Raw genomic sequence first — 21,456 nt, forward strand, 5'->3', positions numbered from 1 at the left:
AATGAAAGAATTAGTAAATAAAGATGATGAATATTTGATTAACAAATATGAAAATAAAAAAATAATTTCAGATTTATTTAAATCTGGAAAAGAAGTGAAACTATTTTCATTAAAAACACAGGTTGAAACAGTTGATAATTTGCCAGATCCTTATATAGACATTTTTTCTTACAGCTTACCTGATATTACTGGAATATCAGAGGTGATGTTGGACTGTGAAGATATTCCCAATATAAGAAAATTTAATACAGAAGTATTTATTGAGCATTATGAACAAATAAAAAAACAAATCAAAGAGAAAGGTGTTGATGATAAATTTGATTATCTAGCTAAATTCTGTTTTAGATATTCAATTAGATCAGCCATATACTTCATTATTCTAAAAGTAACATGCTTCCATAAAAAGATTAACATACCGCTAGTCTTAGAGAGATATTTTATCGATGAATTTGAGAAAAACTCGATTTTCATTGAGCTATTCAAAGAAAACTATAAAAGTTTTGATATATATTTGGTTGATAAAGATAGAGAATTAGACTTTTCAGACTCTCATATGATGATTTATGATTCTATAGTACAGTTTGAGAAGTACTGGCATTATCATAGAAATATTAAAGATAAAAAAAACTACAACTATATTTACCTTATTTAACAACTATCAAAATGTTTCTTACCTCAAGAGTCAAAGAACCTTAATTAAAGAGCCATCGGCTAAGTACCTTAGTTTGTTTAAGATCACGGTTCCTAGAATTATTTTATACTCTGATAATGGTAGTAAGATATTTGATTTTTCATCTAAATACAATTTATCATATGAAGATTTTAAATTTCCTGATATTGACAAGTATAGAAATATTGATATCAATATAAGTGCTAAACAATTAGCTATTGCAAAATTCCATAGGTTAAGTGCTTTAGCAAATTTGAAAAAGTTGTGTGAATTTGCAGAAAGTGTAGGTATTGACTTATCAAAAAAGAGAAAATCAAAAAAATTTATACCATGTAGTGTAATTGATTTAACCGATAATGATCGAATGGTTATGATGCTATATAATTTTCAAAAGCCTATATTTAATATTTTAGATTTTGTAAGAGATCTTTATACAGACCCTATAAATGCAGAATTTAAACAAGATGATATAAATACCGATTATTTACTTAATCCTCTAGGTGTCGATAATAATAACCTACAAGAGATGATACTAGCTATTTTCGGACATGAAAAAAATATGAATTATGCTAGTTTCTGTTGTCTTTTAAATAGTGTAAGCAGAAATAAAATAAGCATACCAAAGTCAACTGATTACAACTCAGTATGCAAGGAAATACTTGAAGATATAGTACCATCAAAATTTCAGAGACTAAAATATGAAAAATTGCCTTATAGAGAATATGCTCAAGATTGTGACAGTGATCTTTTAGATAACTGGTTATTCTGTAATGATTGGCTATATATACTTGATGTTATGATTTTATGTACAATGTTTAATGTTAGGTTACCAAATCCAAGGCATATGAGGAAATTATTAGGTAAAAACAAGGATAGTAAAGTTTTTACAGGCTTGGGGTATAAGAGGTTGATTATAAGGTTTAATTACATGGTAGTATTATGGAGTAGTTACCTAGGCGAATACATAAAGATAAAAGAAGATAAAAATAAAAATGAAAAATTAGATACCACCCACCCCTAGCTAGAATAGCAGGGCGTTGAAGCAAATTGGTATATTTTAATTCTTCTTAGGTAGCTCTCAAAATCTAAACTAAAACATCACGAAAAAACAATATTTTTAGATGAGTTTTAAGCTTATTTATTACTTTTGTCTAAGTAAGTAAATAATCAAGCAGATTTATCAAGCTATCAAATAAACCCCAAAGGCTAGAGTTTCTCAATATCGTCCGCCCTTAGCTGTAAGCAGGGCGTTAGACAGAGCCGATATTTGATTAACTCTTCGCCGCTTCCCCAAGAATTTGGGGAATGCTCAGCCCACCGTCTGCGCTACGCTTGACCAACGAGTTTCACACGATGGACTAAAGCCGAGCAAAGCACCCTGTCGCAAGCTAAGGGCACAGTAACAAGTTTGCTAGTCTAAGTCCCTCCCGTTTCACTGGTAAAACCCGTTGGTCAACCTTATCAGGCCGACGGTGGGCAAGGCGTAATGCTTCGCATGATTTAATACTTAGAAACGCTATTGTGAAAGATTTATATAGCCTCAGGGCTATCTAAATCAACTAGCGTTTCAGTCAATACTTTCAAAACATTTGTTTGTTTTGAAAAGAAATTGTTTATTTTAATGAATTCTATGGAATAGCTTTAAAAATTAGACCTAGTGACCCTTATATGCACCTTGATAATTCATAGCATTTTGGAGTGGAGGGCTAAAAGTATTGATTTTATTGGTACTCGCAACTGGATTCGAACCAGTGACCCCTACCATGTCAAGGTAGTACTCTAACCAACTGAGCTATGCGAGTATTTAGAATAGATATTATAATTTTATATCTTATAAAATCAATAGATTTTCGCTTATTAATTGTTATTTATTGGAATTAATATATCATTTAACACATATTTTATATTTTATAATTTCTTATGCAAAATTTTACATTTTTCGCTAGCTGTGCAAAGGGTATCGAGCTTTTATTAAAAGATGAGCTAGATGCGTTAGGCATATCATCATCTGAAAAACTTGCTGGAGTTGAGTTTGAGGGATCTTTTGAAGATGCCTACAAAGTTTGTATTTACTCTCATCTAGCAAGCCAAGTTATGCTAAAAATAGCTACTCAAAAAGTTACAAATCAGCAAGCTTTATATGATTTTATATCATCAATAAATTGGTTAGATTACTTTGATGTTAACACAGCTTTTAAAATCATAATCTCAGGTAAGCATTATGATTTCAATAATACTATGTTTGTTTCGCAAAAAACAAAAGATGCTATAGTCGATCAGTTTCGTAGAGAAACTAATGAACGACCAAATATTGATACTGATAATCCAGATAATATAATAAAATTACATTTACATAAGCAGTATGTGAATGTGTTTTTATGCTTAAATATAGAGAGCTTACATAAGCGTAGTTATAGACAGTTTCAGGGACAAGCACCTCTAAAAGAGTCTTTAGCAGCAGCGATACTTATCAAAGCAGGGTGGTTAGATGAGCTTAAAAAAGAGCAACCTATATTGATTGATCCAATGTGTGGTTCTGGGACTATTCTTATTGAAGCTGCTCTTATGGCAAAAAATATAGCTCCTGTCTTGTTGAATAAAGAATTTAAACTATTCAATTCAAAGCTTCATGATCAAGACTTATGGAATAACTTATTAGAAATAGCAAAAAAAGCTCAAAAGCCAACAAATGCAATTATTCAAGGCTATGATATTGATAATAATGTTTTAGATAAGGCTGATAGAAACATTTATCAAGCAGGTGTTGAAGATGTTGTTAATATCAAGCGACAAGATATCCGTGATCTTGAAAATGAGTTTGAAAGTGAAGGTTTGATAGTTACAAATCCTCCTTACGGTGAGCGTTTATATGGTGATCAACTTGATGAGCTTTTAGACATATTTAATGGTTTTGGTGATAGATTATCTCAAGATTTTTATGGTTGGAAAGTTGCTATTTTGACAAGTTTTGATGAATCAATTAAAGAAATGCAGCTACGTACTACCAAGAAGAATAAATTCTATAATGGCGCTATTGAAACGGTATTATATCAGTTTGATATAAATGAGCATGCAAGATTTAAATATGAAAGCCAGCTTGAGAAAAATATTCGTTTAGCTGAAGCAAGTGCACTAAAGTCAGATGAGCATATAGATTTTTCTAACAAGTTAAAGAAGAATCTTAAAAACTTAAAACCATGGTTAAAGCAGTCGGGAGTAGAGTGTTATCGTTTATATGATGCTGATATTCCAACTTTTGCTGTAGCTGTCGATATATATGGCGAGCATGTGTTTTTACAAGAGTATCGTGCCGATGCTACTATCGATCAAAATATGGCTAAACAAAGATTCTATCAAGCTATATATCAGATACATAAAACTCTCGATATTCAATATGAAAATATACATACAAGAGTCCGTCAGCGTCAAAAAGGCAAAGAACAGTATCAAAAAAATAATGACAAAAATAACTTTCACGTTATTAATGAATTTGATGCTAAATTTTATGTGAATTTTGATGACTATTTAGATACTGGTATTTTCTTAGACCACCGTAAAATTAGACAGCTTGTGGCAAAAGCTTCAAAAAATAAGACTTTATTGAATTTATTTAGTTATACATGCACAGCTAGTGTTCATGCTGCTTTAAAAGGAGCAAAAACTACAAGTGTAGATATGTCTAATACTTATCTTGAGTGGGGTAAGAATAATTTTGAGCTAAATAACTTAGATATTAAAAAGCATAATTTTATTCAGGCAGATTGTATTAGTTGGTTAAAATCTAACAGCGAGAAGTTTGATGTGATATTTTTAGATCCACCAACATTTTCAAACTCTAAGCGTATGGATGATATTCTTGATATTCAAAGAGATCATGAGTTACTTATAAATTTAGCTATGGACTCTCTCAAAAAAGATGGAGTATTATATTTCTCTAACAATTATCGTCGTTTCAAAATGTCACAAGAAATAATAGCTAAGTTTAATTGTGAGAATATTGATAAAGTCTGTTTATCAAGAGACTTTTTATCTAACAAAAATATCCATAATTGCTGGGAAATTAAATACAAGAAATAAATATTATAAACTTAATGCATAATAGTCTTTGAATATGCACAAATAATAATAGTTCCAATAAGTATAAACGATGTTCCTAAGACAAATGGTAAATCTAACTTTTGCTTAAAAAATAGATATCCTATAATTCCTATTAAAATAATTCCAAATGCTGACCATATAGAATACGCAAAAGCAATATTCATATATTTTAATGTTAATGATAAAAAGTAAAATGAAAGTCCATAAAATATCAAAACAAATAGTGAAGGAACAATCCTTGTAAAACCATTGCATAATGGTAATGAAACTGTTCCAAGGACTTCAGTGATTATAGCTATAGTTAAAAAAATATATGACATAAATATAAACTGTGTCAAAAGAGTATTTAAATAATAAGCTAGAAGTTAATAAATTGAAATATGTTTATTATGAACATATGTTACCATCAGCATCGATTACAAGTTGTCCATCTTCTTTGTAGAAAGGCATTGGTGGCAACTTATCTAACATGCTAAGAACTACTTCACTAGGTCTGCAAAGTTTAACACCTTTAGGGCAACAAACAAAAGGTCTATTAACTAGTATAGGATTATTGATCATTGCTTCAATAATTATGTCATCACTTATATTATCATCTAATAATCCCAACTCTTTAGCTGGAGATTTAGTTTTTCTAAGAGCCTCTTTTGGAGTTAAATTTGCAGCGGCAAAAAGTCCTAATAGTTGTGCTTTTGTCCATCCTTCTTTTAGATATTCTATTACGATTGGATTGTATCCAGCAGCTTTAATAATATTAAGTACATTTCTAGATGTTCCACATTCATCATTGTGATATATTACAATCATTTAAATTTTCCCCTTATTCAATTAAAATATTTTTTATTCAACCACAAAGCCACATTTACTAACCCAATCAAAACTGGCACCTCAACCAGAGGACCAATTACACCGACAAAAGCTTCAGTAGAGTTTATGCCAAATACTGAGATTGCAACTGCTATAGCTAACTCAAAATTATTTGAAGCAGCTGTGAAGCTCAAAGAAACGGCTTGCTCATAAGTTGCTTTAGCTTTATATGACATAAAAAATGATATGCTAAACATTATCAAAAAATATATCAAAAGCGGAATAGCAACCTTGATTACTTGAAATGGTAGGTTAATTATTTCATTTCCTTTTGTAGTAAACATCAGCACTATAGTAAATAGTAGGGCGATCAATGTCAGAGGTGATATCGCTGGAGTGAATTTATCTATATACCATTGTTCACCTTTTTTAGAGATTAAGATAGCTCTAGTTAATATTCCAGCTACAAAAGGTATTCCTAGATATATTCCGACACTTTTTGCTATATCTAACACTGATATATTTATATTGATGTTCGTATCAAATCCCAGTAGTTTTGGAATAACTGTAATAAATATATATGCGTAAGCAGCATAAAATATTATTTGAAAAATAGAGTTAAATGCAACTAGTCCAGCACAATATTCTCTAGATCCTTTGGCTAGATCATTCCACACAATTACCATAGCAATACATCTAGCTAACCCTATTAAAATTAGTCCTATCATAAAGCTAGGTTGATCATGAAAAAAAATAACTGCTAATATAAACATCAGAATAGGACCAATCAGCCAGTTTTGAATTAAAGATAAAAGCAAAATTTTAGTATCATTAAATATTTTAGGCATTGTTGAGTATTTAACTTTTGCTAGTGATGGATACATCATCACAATTAGACCTAGTCCAATTAACCAATTACCTGATCCATTATCAAATTCAGATATAAAATTTTTAGCTTCTGGTAGAGTATATCCAATAATGATACCCACAATCATAGCTAAAAAAATCCATAAGGTCAGAAACTTATCGAGAAACTTTAATTTCATTTATTACTCCTTAAATTTTACAAATCTCAGAAATTTCTAGTTTAGATATTATTTGTTGAACTTCTTCGTCTTTATCTATTTGTTTGAAAAGCTCATTTAAAATGTTTAATTGATATTCTGGAATATTTTTATCTAGTTTATAAAATACCCATTTGCCTTGCTTAAAAGACTCTAGCAATCCAGCAGTTACAAGATTTTTTAGCTGTATTGATAACGCTCCTTGAGTTAATAAGATAAGTTTTTGGATATCACATACGCAAAGAGTATTTTTGTTTAATACATATAAAATAATTAATCTATTTTTATCAGAAATTACTTTTAAAAAATTTGTGATAGATGACATGTTAAAATAAATATATATTTAAATTTGTAAATATAATAATGGTTTTAATTATGATTTTCAATTTGTTTCTAATGTTTATCTGGATAACTTAATATTTAGCCAATATAGGCTAGATGTGTTAAAATCTAGCTAGTTTAGAGTAATATTTAATTTTTAATGAGTCGATTCAGTCAAAATTTAATGTACGCTGGTATATTGTTTATAGTTTTTATATCTTGTATATATTTTTTTGTTTCTAAGAATACCCCTGAACCAAAAGGTGTATATTTACCTAAATATAGTGCAAAATTGCCAGCTACAGATCCAAAACAAGTCAGAATATTTAATCTGCGTTATCAAACAGATACACAAGATAGCATAGGTGAAATAAGAGTAGTTATAGGCGTAGATCAAGAGAGAGATTTCCAAAAACTATGTAATGAAAATATTAGAGAAGCTGTAAAATTAGCTGCTCAAAATGGCGCGCATGAGATAAAATATGTTTGTCTATTCCCAGAGGGTCAAATTACTGAATTAAGTAGTGTTCAATTACGTGGATATGCTTTTAGAGATTAAATAAATGAAAAAATTAAATATAGTTTTTGCTGGAACTCCTGATATTTCAGCACAAGTTCTAAAAGACTTATATCAATCAAAGCATAATATTCAAGCGGTGCTTACTCAGCCAGATAGAGCAAAAGGGCGTGGTAAGAAGATACAATTCTCACCTGTCAAAGACGTCGCTATAGCCAACAACACACCAGTGCTTCAACCATTATCTTTTAAGAAAGATCCTCAAGTATTTGAGCAAATTAGAGAACTAAAACCAGATGTCATAGTTGTGATAGCCTACGGAATTATAGTACCTCAAGAGTTTTTGGATATTCCCAAATATGGTTGTTTAAATATTCATGTTTCACTACTTCCTAAATGGCGTGGCGCAGCACCTATCCAGAGAGCAATCCAAGCAGGAGATTCTAAAACTGGAATCTGTATAATACAAATGGATGCTGGACTTGATACTGGAGATATATTAAACACTCTAGAGATTGAGATACAAGATACGGATACATCACAATCACTACATGATAAATTCGCTAAACTATCAATAAAACCATTATTAGAAACTCTAGAAAATATTGATACGATCAAACCGCAACCTCAACAAGGCGAGCCTACTTATGCACATAAGATTACTAAGCAAGAAGGTCTTATAGATTTCACAAAATCTGCCAAAGAAATTAGTTGTCATATTAGAGCATTTACTCCATGGCCATCAGCATTTTTTATGCTAGAAGGTGAGCAAGTCAAAGTAGGTGATTTTGAGATACTTGAAAAATCGGCAAATGATGAAGTTACAGCAATTATGGATATAACTAAAAATGGTTTTGACATTGCTACAAATGACAAGATAATCAGATTTAAGCAATTACAATTTCCCAACAAGAAAATGTTAAATATTGCAGATATTTTGAATGGTAAAGATTTAGATAAATATATCGGGTATAAAATAGGATAAATAATGAAAGTAGGATTTATAATAGATAACTTAAACTCTTTTAATATTTCAAAAGATAGCACATATATGATGCTACAAGCAGCTCAAGATAAAGGCTGGGAAATTTATACTTTTTATTTAAATGATTTATCTATAATCAATGGTAAGCCAAAAGGCGATGCACTTAAGATAAAAATCCATAAAGCAAAAGAGTCTTGGTATGAAATATTATCTCAACATCATGATTTATCACTGTTAGATCTTGATTGTATATTTATGCGCAAAGATCCACCATTTAATATGGAGTATATATATGTGACATATATGCTTGATTTGGCAAAAAAACATGGGGTGTTAATCGTAAATAATCCACAAGCACTTAGAGATTTTAATGAGAAAGTAGCTATTTCAAATTATCCTAAATTTGCACCAAACACTCTGATAACTAGAAGCTATAAGCAGATTAATCAATTTTACGCAGAGCATAAAGATATTATTGTTAAGCCTCTTGATGGAATGGGTGGCAGCTCTATCTTCAGGATCAAAGATGGCGATAAAAACAAAAATGTTATCCTTGAAACGCTAACTCATCATGAAACCAGATATATAATGGTACAAGATTATCAAGAAGCAATCAAAGATGGTGATAAAAGAATTTTGATAGTAAATGGAGAACCTATTAAATATCTCTTAGCTAGGGTTCCTAGTGATAGTGATAATCGTGGTAACTTGGCAGCTGGAGCTAGAGCTGAAGTAAGGGAACTTCAGGAGCAAGACTATAAAATAGCTAAAAAAGTTGCTAAAAAGCTGAAAAAAGAGGGGGTAATGTTTGCTGGTTTAGATGTGATAGGAGATAAACTAACAGAAGTTAATATTACTAGTCCAACTGGTATTCAAGAGATCTATAAAGCTACCAAAGTTAATGCTGCAAGCTTACTAATGCAAGCAGTCGAGAAAAAAATAAATAAAATGAGACAGGAACAAGAACATGGAGAATAAAATTAACTCTCAAAGTTTATTCCAAGAAGCCCTACAATATATACCTGGCGGAGTAAACTCTCCAGTCAGAGCATTTAAGAGTGTTGGGCAAGAATTTCCAAGATTCATAAAATCAGCAAAAGGTGCTTATTTATATGATGTTGATTGGAACAAATATATAGATTATATCGGATCGTGGGGACCAATGATTTTGGGGCATGGCGATGATGATGTTCTTGAGGCTATACAATGTCAGCTAAAAAATGGTCTAAGTTATGGCGCTCCTTGTAAACAAGAGATTGAACTTGCTAAAAAAATAGTAGAGCTTATGCCAAATATTGAACAAGTTAGATTCGTAAATTCGGGTACTGAAGCGACAATGAGTGCTATTAGATTAGCAAGAGCATATACAGGTAGAAATAAAATTATAAAATTTGAAGGCTGCTATCATGGACATGCGGATGAGTTTCTTGTAGCTGCTGGATCTGGAGCACTATCATTAGGTCAGCCAAATTCTCCGGGTGTACCAGAAGATGTAGTTAAGGATACTTTAGTTGCTAGTTTTAATGATATAGAGTCAATACAAGCTCTCTTTGAAAAATACAAAGATGAAATTGCTTGTATCATAGTTGAGCCAATCGCGGGTAATATGAATATGATTTTCCCACAAGATGATTTCTTAGCTAAGCTTAGAGTGGTATGTGATGAAAATAATAGCTTACTTATCTTTGATGAAGTAATGACTGGTTTTAGAGTTGCTTTGGGTGGTGCTCAAAGTATTTATAATGTGAAGCCTGATTTAACAACATTAGGTAAAGTGATTGGTGGTGGTATGCCAGTAGGCGCATTCGGTGGTCGCAAAGAAATTATGCAAGAAGTATCTCCGGCTGGACCAGTATATCAAGCTGGTACTTTATCAGGTAATCCAATTGCTATGGCGGCTGGTATCAAAACATTAGAAAAAGTTTCGCAAGATGATTTTTTTGTTAGATTAGAAGCTAAAGCTAAACAGTTAGTTGATGGATTGAATGAGGCTGCTAGAGTTTATGACTTTAATTTCCATGCGAAATATTTAGGTGGAATGTTTGGACTATTTTTCTGTAATGAAAAGGTTGCTGTCAATACATTTACAGATTTAGGTAAAAGTAATCTTAAAATGTTTAATAAATATTTTGCATATATGCTTGATAATGGAGTATATCTCGCTCCATCTGCTTATGAAGCAGGCTTTATATCAATTGCTCATAGTGATGAAGATATCGAAAAAACTATTTGTCTTACTAAAAAATTCTTCCAAGAAAATCAAAACTAATTAATCACAATGAATAACAAATTTAAAGATATTTTGCTAATTTTAGCTACAATGATTGTAGCTTTTTGTATGTATGGTGTAGCTAATTTTTATGCTCCTGATGAAACTAGATATTCTGAAGTAGCAAGAGAGATGCTTGCAAATCATAACTTTATAGTTCCATATATTGATGGAATGATATTTTTTCATAAGCCTCCCCTAGCATATTGGATTACTTGTATATTTATGAGCATATTTGGCGAGAATACATGGGGAGCAAGACTTGTAAATCCTGTATTACTAGGCATATGTTTAATTTTTACATATATAGTAGTACGCAAAGTATTAGAGTGCCGTCAAACAGCATTATTATCAGTAGCAGTAAGTTTAAGTACAATTTTATTTCTATTTGTTGGTAGATATTTGAACATGGACTTAGCAATAGCTGTATTTTTAAATATGACTATGCTTAGTTATTGGATAAGCCTTAAATATGATGATGACTACAAGAAAAGTACGTATTGGCTTATTTTAGCATTTATATTTGCTGGTTTAGCTGTTATGACTAAAGGACTAATGGGAATAGTTTTTCCTATGGCTATAGTAGGTTTATATTCTGTTATTATGGGACAGTATAAAAGGTTACTTGATATTAGGCTTTACCTAGGTTTGATAATTGTAGCAGTTATTTCGTTACCATGGATATTTGCAGTTGAACAGTATCATCCTAATTTTGCTTATTATTACATAGTAGTACAACAGATACTTAGATATTCTACAGATGAGCAAAATAGAGAAGTTTCTAAAATTATTTATTTGTTAGCAATTATGGGAGCTTTTTTTCCTTGGACTCTGTTTTTACCTAAAATTCTTAAGAGTTTCTTCTCAAAAAAAGCCTTCAAAAATCGTAAGCAAAATTCAGATAAGTGGTTTTTATTTAGTTGGGCGACATTTATATTTATATTTTTTGGGATTTCTAAATCTTTCTTATTTGGTTATTTAGCACCATTAATATTACCATTATCAATACTTGTAGCTATGCACTTTAAGAGTGTAGACTTACAAAAGTTTGATAAGTGGGATAGTATAAGCTTTAAATTTATTATCCTTATTTTTGCTTTGCTACCTATCGTTGCTGTGGCTCTTTTATGTCTTCCTCAGTATTGGAGTTTTGGCTATAAGTATTTCTTAATCTTATTAGCAATTGCAATAATAGCTACTGTAATCACAATCAAATTAATCAAAGAATTAAATACTTTTTCAGTAAATAAATTAGTTGCTTATATTTGTATTATGATGATGACTATTGCAAATTTAGGTTATGTACTAGGAGATTATTTTGATACAAGCTCTAAATATAAGACAGCCCAAGAAATATCTAAAATATATCAAAAATATCCAAATGCTCAAGTTTTTGAGAGTGATCGCTTTTATGACATTATCTTCTACACTAAACATAATGTAATTATTATTAATGATGAAGGTGAGTTAGATGATGTTAGAGAGTTCCCTAAATCAAATGTAGATAAATATTTAATGAAATTTGATAAATTTGTTAAATATTGGAATAACTCAAATCAGTTAAATATTCTTGTTGTAAAAAATAAGCCTAAAGAGCATAGTCCTCTAGCTTTTGCTGACTATAAAAAACAACTTAATCCAAGTAAGTTTTATGTAATCTCTAGTCAAGATAATGCTACGATAGTTGCTAGCGAAAATATAAAAATATAGTTTAAAGACTTATTCGTTATTTTGATTTGGGGGCATGATATTGCATATATCAATAAATCTATAGTCATTTAATCGTGCTATAAAATCATTGCTTGCTTGATTTAGTATAAATTTGAGTTTACAGTTCGGTATTAATGGACAGGTTGCTTTATCCTTATCAAAGCATTCTACAATGTTCATTGGTTCTAGTTCTTTGACAATAGTTGATAATTTGATATTGTATGTAGCTTGCGAAATTGATACACCACCAAATCTACCTTTATATGATTCTATATAGTTCAGATTGGATAATTTATTAATAATTTTAGTAGCATGATTAAGTTTAATATCTAATATTTCTACAAGATCCTTAGTTTTATATTTTTGTTTAGGATTTGATCCTAAAATTATTAATATTCTGAGAGAGTAATCAGTAAAAGAAGTTAAATTCATACAAAATATTTTAGTAAAGATGTCTTCAAAGTATAAGATAAATTTGTATAAATTATAATATGCATATATAATGCATATTATAATTTGAGTATATGGAGATATCTTATGTTAAGTCAAAAGAATATAGATACAATAAAAGCAACAATTCCTGTTTTAGAAGAAAATGGAGTTGCTTTAACGAGACATTTTTATGATAGAATGTTTAGACATAATCCTGAAGTTAAAAAGTTTTTTAATACCTCAAGACAAAAAAACTCATCTCAACCAGAAGCTTTAGCTGCAGCAATTTTAGCTTATGCAAAAAATATTGAGAATCTTGAAGTTTTAGGTAATGCAGTAGAGCTAATAGCTCAAAAACATGCATCATTACAAATCAAAGCGGAGCATTATCCAATAGTAGGGTCTAACTTAATCGAATCAATTAAAGAAGTCCTAGACTTAAATGATAATGATGACATAGTTATAGCTTGGAGAGAAGCCTATAATTTATTAGCTGAAATTTTGATTAATCATGAAAAGAGTATATACGAAGAGAATTTAGAGCATTATGGTTGGGATAATTTTAAAGAGTTTGAGGTAATCAAAAAAGAAAATGAGAGTATAAATACATATTCTTTCTATTTTAAAAATGATCTTTTCAGAAGATATGATTTTAAACCAGGACAATATATTACTGTTAGAGTTCCATATAATGGAATGACTACTATGAGAAATTATAGTATTTCTTCAGCTACTGCCGAGGATTATCTAAGAATAACACTTAAACAAGAGGGTCAAGGTTATGTATCTCAATACCTATCGCATGAGATAAAAGTTGGTGATAAAATAGAAATAGCGCCTCCTTGCGGCGAATTTTTCTTGGAAGTAAATAAAAATCTTGATAAACCGATAGTTTTAATTTCAGCAGGAATCGGTATTACGCCTTTAATGAGTATGCTTTTATCAGAGCTAAAAACACAAAATCAAAGACAAGTACTTTTTGTCTGTGGTAAAAAAAATAAAAATGAACATCCTTTTGCTAAGCTGTTAGAAAAACTATCAAATGAGAACCCAAGACTTAAAACTATTTTCTTTTACGAAGATAATTCTGAATCTGATGCAAAGCAAGGACTAGTCTGTATACATACTGTCCAACAACAGCTTAGTGAAGACAAAAATGATGCTCAATACTTCTTTTGTGGACCTAAAGAATTTATGCTTTCTATACATGAAAAGTTATTAAAAAATGGTGTTAGAGAAAAAAATATTCACTATGAATTCTTTGGCTCAAAAACAGCTTAAGACATTAAATTTGAACAGGCAATTTTCCTATTAGGATATTATCACTAAAAATATTTTCTAATGCTGCTTGAATATTAATCTTTAGTGAAGTCTTTGTATAATTTGTTTGATCCATAGAAGTCGCACCATAAATACAAACATAATTAATAATATTATCGATATAGTTAATATCATAAGGACCAAGTGCTGCGATATTTATAGTTTGCTCTGGCTTTATAGAAGTTACATAACTATAAGCCTTATTGTATTCACGCAGGTTTGCTGAGATTAGCAAAATTAAATCAGCATTCTCGATACTATTTTTTATATCTTGATTATCAATATTTTCAGAGTTTATTATAGTAGTATAGTTGTTTTTTGATACTATTTTTTGTAATTCATTATGAAAATCTGCCATACGTTGGTTATCACTATCTACAATCAAGATATTTTTTAGCTTATTGAGATCACATGGAATAATACCTGAATTTTTAACTACAGTTGTACTTTGCTTGGCTATATCTAGAGATATTTGTTGATGTTTACTACAATTAACTATTTGATTAGCATATTTTAATTGCCCATCGTGTGAGAGCTTGAATATTAAACTTTTATCGAGTTTATGTTTTGCTTTGAAATCAGTAATATTCGTGTAGGCATTATCAACTGCATTAGCAAAATTAGGATTTTGATTATATTCTTTTTCTAGTTCACAAAAAAGCTCTTCTAACTTATAAATATCATTCTCTGACCATACTCGAATAGGCATTAATAAAATATCTATACCAGCTAAGATAGCTAGTTTAGAAGCTTCAATAGTTCCAAAGTGTTTAGCAATAGCGTGCATATCCATAGCATCAGATACTACTAGACCATCAAATTTCAATTGTTGTTTTAGTAATTTAGTTATTATCTTATAAGAAAGAGTAGTTGGCACATAAATATTCTCGCTTGTTGAAACTGATTGATATAGAGTATCATCTAAGGCTGGTACACTAATATGTGCTGTCATTATCATACTACAATCTCTAGCAAGTTTACTAAAGGGTAGTAGCTCTGTTGTCTGTAATTCTTTCAAAGTTTTATCTAAGATTACATTACCTAAATGACTATCTGTTGCAGTATCACCATGACCAGGGAAGTGCTTGATGCAGTCTATGATTTTAGCATCATGACAACCATTTATAGCATTTTTGGCATAGTCAGTAACTACATTGGGATTATCTGAGTAAGATCTTACACCAATAATAGGATTATTTTTGTTAGAGTTGACATCCACAGCTGGAGCAAAATTAATATTGATACCTAAAGAATATAATTCATCACCAATTATTTTAGCCATAGTATAGGCATTATGAGGATTATCTGTTGCAGCTAGTGCCATATTACCGCAACCACTAGTACCTTGTTGTAAGCGATTAACTCTGCCACCTTCTTGATCTGTAGCGAAAAATATTGGTGTATTGGTGTTAGCTTGAAGATCTCTTAATAGAGAGATAACTTGCTCATTATTTTGAATATTCTCTCTAAAAAGGATAAAACCACCTAAATTATAGTCTTTAAAGATCTTATCGACGATATCATTGGTTTTTGTAAAAGGTATACGTTGATTATTTGAATCTTCACCCCAATAGCGAAAATCCATCATAATTAGTTGACCTAGCTTTTGTCTTATATTTGAGTTTGTAGGCATCTACAGTTTAGAATAATATTAATATAAGAATAAATATACCACAGAAGTATTAGCTTTGTTTACATTCCCCAACCATGACTTACCAAAATTTTCTGACCAGTTAATGCATTTGTTTTAAATCCTGCTAAAAATATTGCAGTATCAGCAATATCTTGAACAGTTGTAAATTCGCCATCAACAGTACCACCAAGCATAATGTTTTTTACAACTTCTTCTTCACTGATATTTAGCTCTTTTGCCTGTTCTGGAATTTGTTTTTCTACTAATGGTGTCATCACAAAACCTGGACCAATTAGGTTAGATGAGATATTGTGCTCAGCACCTTCTTTTGCTAAAGCTCTTACAAAACCAACTTGTGCGTGTTTAGCTGCTACATAAGCTGCTTTATTTTTTGATGCAAGAACTGAGTGAACAGAACCTACAACTATAATTCTACCACCAGTTTTTAGTTCAATCATATGTCTCATAGCTGCTTGAGTTACAAGTAATGTACCAGTCATATGGATATCAAATAATTTTTTCCAAGCTGATACACTAAAATCTACTATAGGTGATATTATCTGAATACCTGCGTTATTAATCACAGTATCGATACGACCAAATTTTTTGACAGTTTGATCTACACCTGATTTTACTTGGTCTTCATTTGTAACATCCATTTGTACAGCTAAAGTTTCTACAGTATATTTATCTGCTAAATCTTTTGCTACAGCTTGTGATTTTTCTAGATCTAAATCTGCGATTACTACTTTAGCGCCTTGTTTTGCAAATTCTGTCGCCATACCTAGTCCAAGACCTGATGCAGCTCCAGTAATTAAAGTCACTTTATTTTTAACTGACATTTAAAATCTCCTTGAAATATTTTATTTAAGGTAATCAAATACTACTTCACCGAAACCTAATGTGACATCAGCGATAAAGTGAGAACCTTTGACAATTTCTAAAACAGGTAAATGATGAAGAGCTGCTTGAACATGGTTAAATACTTGTAAATCTACAGGCCCAGTCCATGCACCTTTTACAGTTACATCTTTAACATGGTACTTTACAAGTTCACAAATACTTACATCTCTACCATTAACATGAGGTATGGTTTTAAGTAAGAAGTTAGGGGTTTCTTCTAGCGATTTTTTGATAGCATCTTTATCGAGCTCTTGATATTTATATCCCATTGTTCCAAAAGCCACATCAACACTGTTATATTTTACTGTACCTAGTAATGTATCAGAATCTACTGTAAGAGTAGGGTGGGCATATTTTTTTGGAAAGCCCCATATTTCACGTCCTGCAGCAATTGATGGTAAATTATCTAGTAGCATGATGTGGGAATATAAGCCTTTCTTACCCTCAAATTCAACTTCAATAAGTTGACCAGCTTCATTAAAACTACCAAAACCATTTGCATCATGCATTTTCATGAATTCAAATTTTACTAGACCAGTTGGTTTAAGAGGCTCTGGTACATATTTTTTTAGGATTTCTATATCTGCTATATAGTCGATTATGAAATATTCTCTATTTGTAAATTTATAAGCTATTCTATTTGCTGTAGGCGATACTAGTGGCATCGAAAAAACATTTTTTTTAACATCTTCTATTTTCATTTAGATCTCCAGAATTGTTTTTGTTCCAGTTAACATTATAAGCTTTAATATTTTTTTTAGTAATAGTAATAACTCAAAGATGTTTGATTAAAAGCATATTTACTATTTTTTTGAATTTAAAATACTCAATAAAAATATCTATTTAATAGTATAAAGTTGAATTATGTATTATATTTGTTAAAAGTAAGCTTTTGATTATCTTATGCTTTTATTAAGTGGTAATTTAAGGCTACGGGTTCATACTTAGAAATTTTTTGAGGCAAATTTTATGAAAAAAAACTATTTAATAGTATCTGTGGTGATGATTGGCTTTTTTGCTGTATCATTTGTGACTAATATTCTAGGACCTATAATCCCAGATGCAACTAATGATCTGCATTTGACACTTTCGCAAGCTGGGGTTTTACCGTTTGCATTTTTTATAGCTTACATTATTTCAATTCCTGCAGGCTATGCGCTAGAGAAATATGGATCTAAGAAGATGATCTTATTTGCCTTTTTATTGGGCTCTCTGGGTTCAATTTTATTCTGTCTAAAAGTTAGCTATCTTACTTATATTGTAAGTTTATTTACAGTTGGTACAGCTGCTGCGATATTGCAAGTTGCTTTTTGGCCTTTATTAAGAGTTGCTGGTGGTGAGGAGAATTACTCATTTTTCTCTGTATTACAGCAAGTATTTTTTGGCGGAGCATCATTTGTTAGTCCATTTGTACTATCGTATCTAGTTATGAATCTTCCATATTCTGGAGATAGTAATTATTTTTTACTATTTTTTAATAAGCTAACAGGGACAAACTTTAGTTGGGTTGCTATTTATTGGTTCAATGCAATTGTAATGTTTTTGCTAGTAATATTTATTGCTTTAATTAAGTTTCCAAAAGTTGAGTTGAAAGAAGATGAGAAATTAGAGGGTTTTGCTACTGTATTACATCTTTTAAAGAATAAAGTCGTAATAATATATTTCTTAGCGATCTTTGCTTATGTTGGTCAAGAACAAGGAATTAGTGTCTGGATTTCTAAATTCTTGAGTGATTATCATGGCTTTAATACCGAAACTGTAGGCAATACTACAGTAGCATTATTCTGGATCATGCAATGTGTTGGCGGTATTTTAGGTATAGTTTTATTGAAGTTATATAATGTCAAAAATATTTTGAAAGTATTTCTAATCTTACAACTAATATCATTGTCTCTAGCATTGTTTGGATCGGCTACTATGGCTTTGATATTTTTCCCTGTTTGTGGTTTTTTGACATCGATAATGTATGGAGGAGTTTTTTCATTAGGAATGAACTCCCTAAAATCACATCATGGAACAGTATCAGGAATATTCTGTACGGGAATAATCGGTGGTGCTATAGTGCCATTAGTGGTTGGTAATATTGGAGATATCTTAGGCTTAAGAATAGGAATGTGTTTTGTATATCTAACTATAATATATATTTTATATGTAGCCATAACAGCTAAGCCATTAATTGATAATAAAACTATAAAGCTAACAGAATTATTTAAAAAATAAGTTGAAGTGATATGAGTAAAGAAATTCAAATTAAGAATAGAACTGTGGTTGGTGTTGATATCGGTGGCACTAAAGTGAATGCTGGTAGGGTATGTGGAGAAAATTTATTAGACTCTTACTTGAGCAAAATTCCGCCAGATGCAGAACATAATGCTCAATCTGTTATTGATGTTGTAATAGATACTATAGCAAAAGTTTTCACTTCTGAAGTAGAGGGCATAGGCGTTGGTATTCCTAGTGTTGCAGATCGAGAGAAGGGAATTGTATATGATGTACAAAATATTAAATCATGGCAAGAGATTCATCTAAAAGAAATACTAGAGGCAAAGTTTAAAGTACCAGTTTTTATAGATAATGATGCTAATTGTTTTGCTATAGGTCAAAGACTATATGGCAAGGGCAAAGAGCATGAAAATTTCGTTGGTATTACAATAGGCACGGGTATTGGTGGCGGTATTATCAATAAAGGCTCTTTACTAAAAGACTCTAATTGCGGAGCAGGAGAGTTTGGCATGTTACCATATTTAGATGGAATCTTAGAGGATTATTGTAGTGGCCAATTCTTTATAAAAAAGATAGGTATTGAAGGTGTTGAGATCCTTAAACGAGCAAGAAATAATGATAGCGATGCTATAGACATCTATAAGCAATTTGGTAAACATCTTGGAGTAGCAATAAAGTCTATAATGTATACTTTAGATCCAGAGGTGATAATAATTGCAGGATCAATAATGTCAGCTAGAGAGTATTTTGAAAAAACAATGTGGGATGAGATTAAAACATTTGCCTTTACTCAGTCAGCTAAAAAAATTAAAATAGAATGGTCAGAAACGGAAGGTGACTTCCAAGTTTTTGGTGCTGCAGCTGTTTATTTGGATAGAAGTAGCAATTTATGATTTTGTTAAAAGAGCAAGGTTAAATGAACAAAACTCAACAGCAAATATTAACCTTTTTAGATGATAAAAAATATGTAAGTGGCGAAGATATTGCACAGAAACTAGGTATATCAAGAGCAGCAATTTCAAAAAATATCAAAGCACTTAAGGATAACTATCAAATAATAGTATCTTCTAACTCCAGGGTTGGATATCGACTCCAAGAAAAATTAGAACTAATCAAAGTTGATGAATTAATCAAAGTTTTTAACAATATAAATTATTTTTATTCTATAGATTCAACATCAAAATATGCAATAGAAAATCAAGCTAAGTATAGTGAGAATGCAATTTTTATCTCAGAATTTCAAACAGATGGATTTGGACGATTTAAACGTAAATGGATTTCACCATTTGGTAAAAATATCTATTGTACTATGCTTGAAATAGTTGAGCTAGATATATCGAAACTTAATGGATTATCCTTAGTTGTAGGAATCAGTATTGCAAGAGTTCTAAAAAATATTAACTTAGATGCTAAATTAAAATGGCCTAATGATATCTATGTAGATGATAAAAAGATAGCTGGTATTATTATAAATGTTAGTGCTGAAATTAATGGTAGAGCGAAGCTATTTATAGGTTTTGGTATAAATGTTAATATGCAATATAATGAAGAAATATCTAAAGATTGGACATCAATAAAGTTACAATCTCAACGCCATGCTAATCGAACTAACCTAACTATACAAATTATCAAGGCTATTAAAGAAGATTTAGCAGTTTTTATTAATAAAGGTTTTACATATTTTAAAAATGAATTTGAATCACTTAATTATCTAAGAGATAAAGAGTTTTCATTGGCTTTAGTTGATAAAACTTATAATAACTGTAACTATGTTGGCCTAGCAAATAATGGCGAAATTCTTATTAAGAATAGCAAGGGGAACTATTCATTTTCTTCTGGCGATATTAGTATCTTGGATAAATCTATAAAATCTAAATAATCAGCATTTTGAGAAATTTTTGCACTACACTTATATCCTGATAGCTCTTCCATAGTATTTATTTGTTCATCAATGTATTGGATATTTGAGTCATTACAATTAGCAATCCAACCAGCTAATTTAATATTATGACGATTTAACTCATTTATAGTTAGTAAGGTATGGTTTATGCAACCAACTTTTATAGCGGATACTAGTAGTACTGGTATTTGCAGAGCCTTTATTAGATCAAACTGGGTAGCATGATTTGAGTATGGAGTTAATAATCCACCAGCTCCTTCGATAAAGAGAATATCTAAATCTTGACGAGTATACTTATCTTCAATAAATTGTTTGAGATTTTCAATTGAAATATCCACTTTTGATTTTGCGGCTATTATGTGTGGGGCAACTGCTTCACTGAATGAAATTAGGTTTACTTCATCTGCTGTAAATTTGTTCTTATAAGCATTTAGAATATTCTCTACATCTTCACACAGTTCTGAAAATTGACTTTGTCCAGACGCTACAGGTTTCAAACAAAGTGATTTAATATTTTCATACTCACAAGCTTCGATAAGTTTAGTTGATATATATGTTTTACCTACTTCGGTATCAGTACCAATTATAAAAAACTTTTTCATAA

At 30.5% G+C, this 21,456-nt stretch carries 21 protein-coding genes and 1 tRNA gene; 12 read left to right on the plus strand and 10 right to left on the minus strand.

What is annotated here, in order from left to right; translation table 11 throughout:
* Nucleotide 1 precedes the first annotated feature (1 nt).
* Together IMS64_RS04085 and IMS64_RS04090 are read left to right on the plus strand one after the other, a co-directional pair.
* Nucleotides 2-652, plus strand: coding sequence for a hypothetical protein (locus IMS64_RS04085; RefSeq protein WP_211490986.1), 651 nt, complete (start codon nt 2-4; stop codon nt 650-652).
* Nucleotides 653-725: 73 nt separating this feature from the next.
* The gene (locus IMS64_RS04090) at nt 726-1,691 is read left to right on the plus strand and encodes a hypothetical protein (protein ID WP_211490987.1); all 966 of its coding nucleotides are present in this window, start codon (nt 726-728) and stop codon (nt 1,689-1,691) included.
* Nucleotides 1,692-2,395: 704 nt separating this feature from the next.
* On the opposite strand, the gene IMS64_RS04095 is transcribed toward IMS64_RS04090, so the two are convergent.
* A tRNA-Val gene (locus IMS64_RS04095) sits at nt 2,396-2,472 on the minus strand.
* Nucleotides 2,473-2,590: 118 nt separating this feature from the next.
* Between IMS64_RS04095 and rlmKL the strand changes: the two genes are divergently transcribed.
* Entirely contained in the window at nt 2,591-4,747 is a 2,157-nt protein-coding gene (gene rlmKL, locus IMS64_RS04100; protein WP_211490988.1) for a bifunctional 23S rRNA (guanine(2069)-N(7))-methyltransferase RlmK/23S rRNA (guanine(2445)-N(2))-methyltransferase RlmL, read from the plus strand.
* An 11-nt stretch (nt 4,748-4,758) separates the two neighbouring features.
* Here rlmKL and IMS64_RS04105 read toward each other — a convergent pair whose 3' ends face one another.
* The 4 genes from IMS64_RS04105 to IMS64_RS04120 form a co-directional block, all read right to left on the minus strand.
* Nucleotides 4,759-5,088, minus strand: a complete 330-nt coding sequence (locus IMS64_RS04105) for a DMT family transporter (RefSeq protein WP_200160108.1) — start codon at nt 5,086-5,088, stop codon at nt 4,759-4,761.
* Between the two features lie 67 nt (nt 5,089-5,155).
* Nucleotides 5,156-5,575 (minus strand): arsenate reductase family protein, encoded by a 420-nt coding sequence (locus tag IMS64_RS04110; RefSeq protein WP_211490989.1) that lies wholly within the window; start codon nt 5,573-5,575, stop codon nt 5,156-5,158.
* Nucleotides 5,576-5,592: 17 nt separating this feature from the next.
* Complete coding sequence (gene arsB, locus IMS64_RS04115) at nt 5,593-6,621, minus strand: ACR3 family arsenite efflux transporter (RefSeq protein WP_211490990.1); 1,029 nt, start codon at nt 6,619-6,621, stop codon at nt 5,593-5,595.
* Nucleotides 6,622-6,631: 10 nt separating this feature from the next.
* Nucleotides 6,632-6,964 (minus strand): ArsR/SmtB family transcription factor, encoded by a 333-nt coding sequence (locus tag IMS64_RS04120; RefSeq protein ID WP_211490991.1) that lies wholly within the window; start codon nt 6,962-6,964, stop codon nt 6,632-6,634.
* A 156-nt stretch (nt 6,965-7,120) separates the two neighbouring features.
* On the opposite strand from IMS64_RS04120, the gene fvfA reads away from it, so the two are divergent.
* Genes fvfA through IMS64_RS04145 form a run of 5 tightly spaced genes read left to right on the plus strand, consistent with a single transcriptional unit; the run spans nt 7,121 to nt 12,441 of the window.
* A complete protein-coding gene (gene fvfA / locus IMS64_RS04125; RefSeq protein ID WP_211490992.1) occupies nt 7,121-7,519 on the plus strand; it encodes a Francisella virulence factor A in 399 nt (132 codons plus the stop codon).
* 4 nt (nt 7,520-7,523) lie between these two features.
* Nucleotides 7,524-8,462: a methionyl-tRNA formyltransferase gene (gene fmt, locus IMS64_RS04130; protein WP_211490993.1), complete on the plus strand. Its 939-nt coding sequence runs from the start codon at nt 7,524-7,526 to the stop codon at nt 8,460-8,462.
* Between the two features lie 3 nt (nt 8,463-8,465).
* A complete protein-coding gene (gene gshB / locus IMS64_RS04135) occupies nt 8,466-9,440 on the plus strand; it encodes a glutathione synthase (protein ID WP_004287829.1) in 975 nt (324 codons plus the stop codon).
* Complete coding sequence (gene hemL, locus IMS64_RS04140; protein ID WP_211490994.1) at nt 9,430-10,731, plus strand: glutamate-1-semialdehyde 2,1-aminomutase; 1,302 nt, start codon at nt 9,430-9,432, stop codon at nt 10,729-10,731. Before gshB ends, hemL begins: the two co-directional genes overlap by 11 nt.
* Before the next feature lie 9 nt (nt 10,732-10,740).
* Nucleotides 10,741-12,441 carry a phospholipid carrier-dependent glycosyltransferase gene (locus IMS64_RS04145; protein WP_211490995.1) on the plus strand — a complete coding sequence of 567 codons (1,701 nt, stop codon included), beginning with the start codon at nt 10,741-10,743 and terminating at the stop codon, nt 12,439-12,441.
* Nucleotides 12,442-12,450: 9 nt separating this feature from the next.
* On the opposite strand, the gene IMS64_RS04150 is transcribed toward IMS64_RS04145, so the two are convergent.
* On the minus strand, nt 12,451-12,873 hold the full coding sequence (locus tag IMS64_RS04150; protein WP_012281087.1) for an Rrf2 family transcriptional regulator: 423 nt from the start codon (nt 12,871-12,873) through the stop codon (nt 12,451-12,453).
* A gap of 105 nt (nt 12,874-12,978) precedes the next feature.
* Between IMS64_RS04150 and hmpA the strand changes: the two genes are divergently transcribed.
* Nucleotides 12,979-14,154 (plus strand): NO-inducible flavohemoprotein, encoded by a 1,176-nt coding sequence (gene hmpA, locus IMS64_RS04155; protein WP_211490996.1) that lies wholly within the window; start codon nt 12,979-12,981, stop codon nt 14,152-14,154.
* 4 nt (nt 14,155-14,158) lie between these two features.
* Here hmpA and IMS64_RS04160 read toward each other — a convergent pair whose 3' ends face one another.
* The 3 genes from IMS64_RS04160 to IMS64_RS04170 are packed head-to-tail and all read right to left on the minus strand — an operon-like array spanning nt 14,159 to nt 17,430.
* The gene (locus tag IMS64_RS04160; RefSeq protein WP_211490997.1) at nt 14,159-15,826 is read right to left on the minus strand and encodes a glycoside hydrolase family 3 protein; all 1,668 of its coding nucleotides are present in this window, start codon (nt 15,824-15,826) and stop codon (nt 14,159-14,161) included.
* Nucleotides 15,827-15,885: 59 nt separating this feature from the next.
* Nucleotides 15,886-16,668 (minus strand): 3-hydroxybutyrate dehydrogenase, encoded by a 783-nt coding sequence (locus IMS64_RS04165; RefSeq protein ID WP_003033673.1) that lies wholly within the window; start codon nt 16,666-16,668, stop codon nt 15,886-15,888.
* A gap of 21 nt (nt 16,669-16,689) precedes the next feature.
* Nucleotides 16,690-17,430, minus strand: a complete 741-nt coding sequence (locus IMS64_RS04170) for an acetoacetate decarboxylase (RefSeq protein WP_012281083.1) — start codon at nt 17,428-17,430, stop codon at nt 16,690-16,692.
* A gap of 268 nt (nt 17,431-17,698) precedes the next feature.
* Between IMS64_RS04170 and IMS64_RS04175 the strand changes: the two genes are divergently transcribed.
* From IMS64_RS04175 to IMS64_RS04185, 3 genes are read left to right on the plus strand one after another with little or no spacing between them, the layout of a single operon-like run.
* Nucleotides 17,699-18,949 carry a sugar MFS transporter gene (locus tag IMS64_RS04175; RefSeq protein ID WP_013923071.1) on the plus strand — a complete coding sequence of 417 codons (1,251 nt, stop codon included), beginning with the start codon at nt 17,699-17,701 and terminating at the stop codon, nt 18,947-18,949.
* 11 nt (nt 18,950-18,960) lie between these two features.
* Nucleotides 18,961-19,845, plus strand: a complete 885-nt coding sequence (locus tag IMS64_RS04180) for an ROK family protein (RefSeq protein WP_211490998.1) — start codon at nt 18,961-18,963, stop codon at nt 19,843-19,845.
* Between the two features lie 23 nt (nt 19,846-19,868).
* On the plus strand, nt 19,869-20,831 hold the full coding sequence (locus tag IMS64_RS04185; RefSeq protein ID WP_211490999.1) for a biotin--[acetyl-CoA-carboxylase] ligase: 963 nt from the start codon (nt 19,869-19,871) through the stop codon (nt 20,829-20,831).
* Here IMS64_RS04185 and bioD read toward each other — a convergent pair.
* Nucleotides 20,774-21,454, minus strand: coding sequence for a dethiobiotin synthase (gene bioD / locus IMS64_RS04190; protein WP_211491000.1), 681 nt, complete (start codon nt 21,452-21,454; stop codon nt 20,774-20,776). The genes IMS64_RS04185 and bioD overlap by 58 nt on opposite strands.
* Nucleotides 21,455-21,456 lie beyond the last annotated feature (2 nt).

This window comes from Francisella philomiragia (genome assembly GCF_018135955.1).
GTDB classification, from domain to species: domain Bacteria; phylum Pseudomonadota; class Gammaproteobacteria; order Francisellales; family Francisellaceae; genus Francisella; species Francisella philomiragia.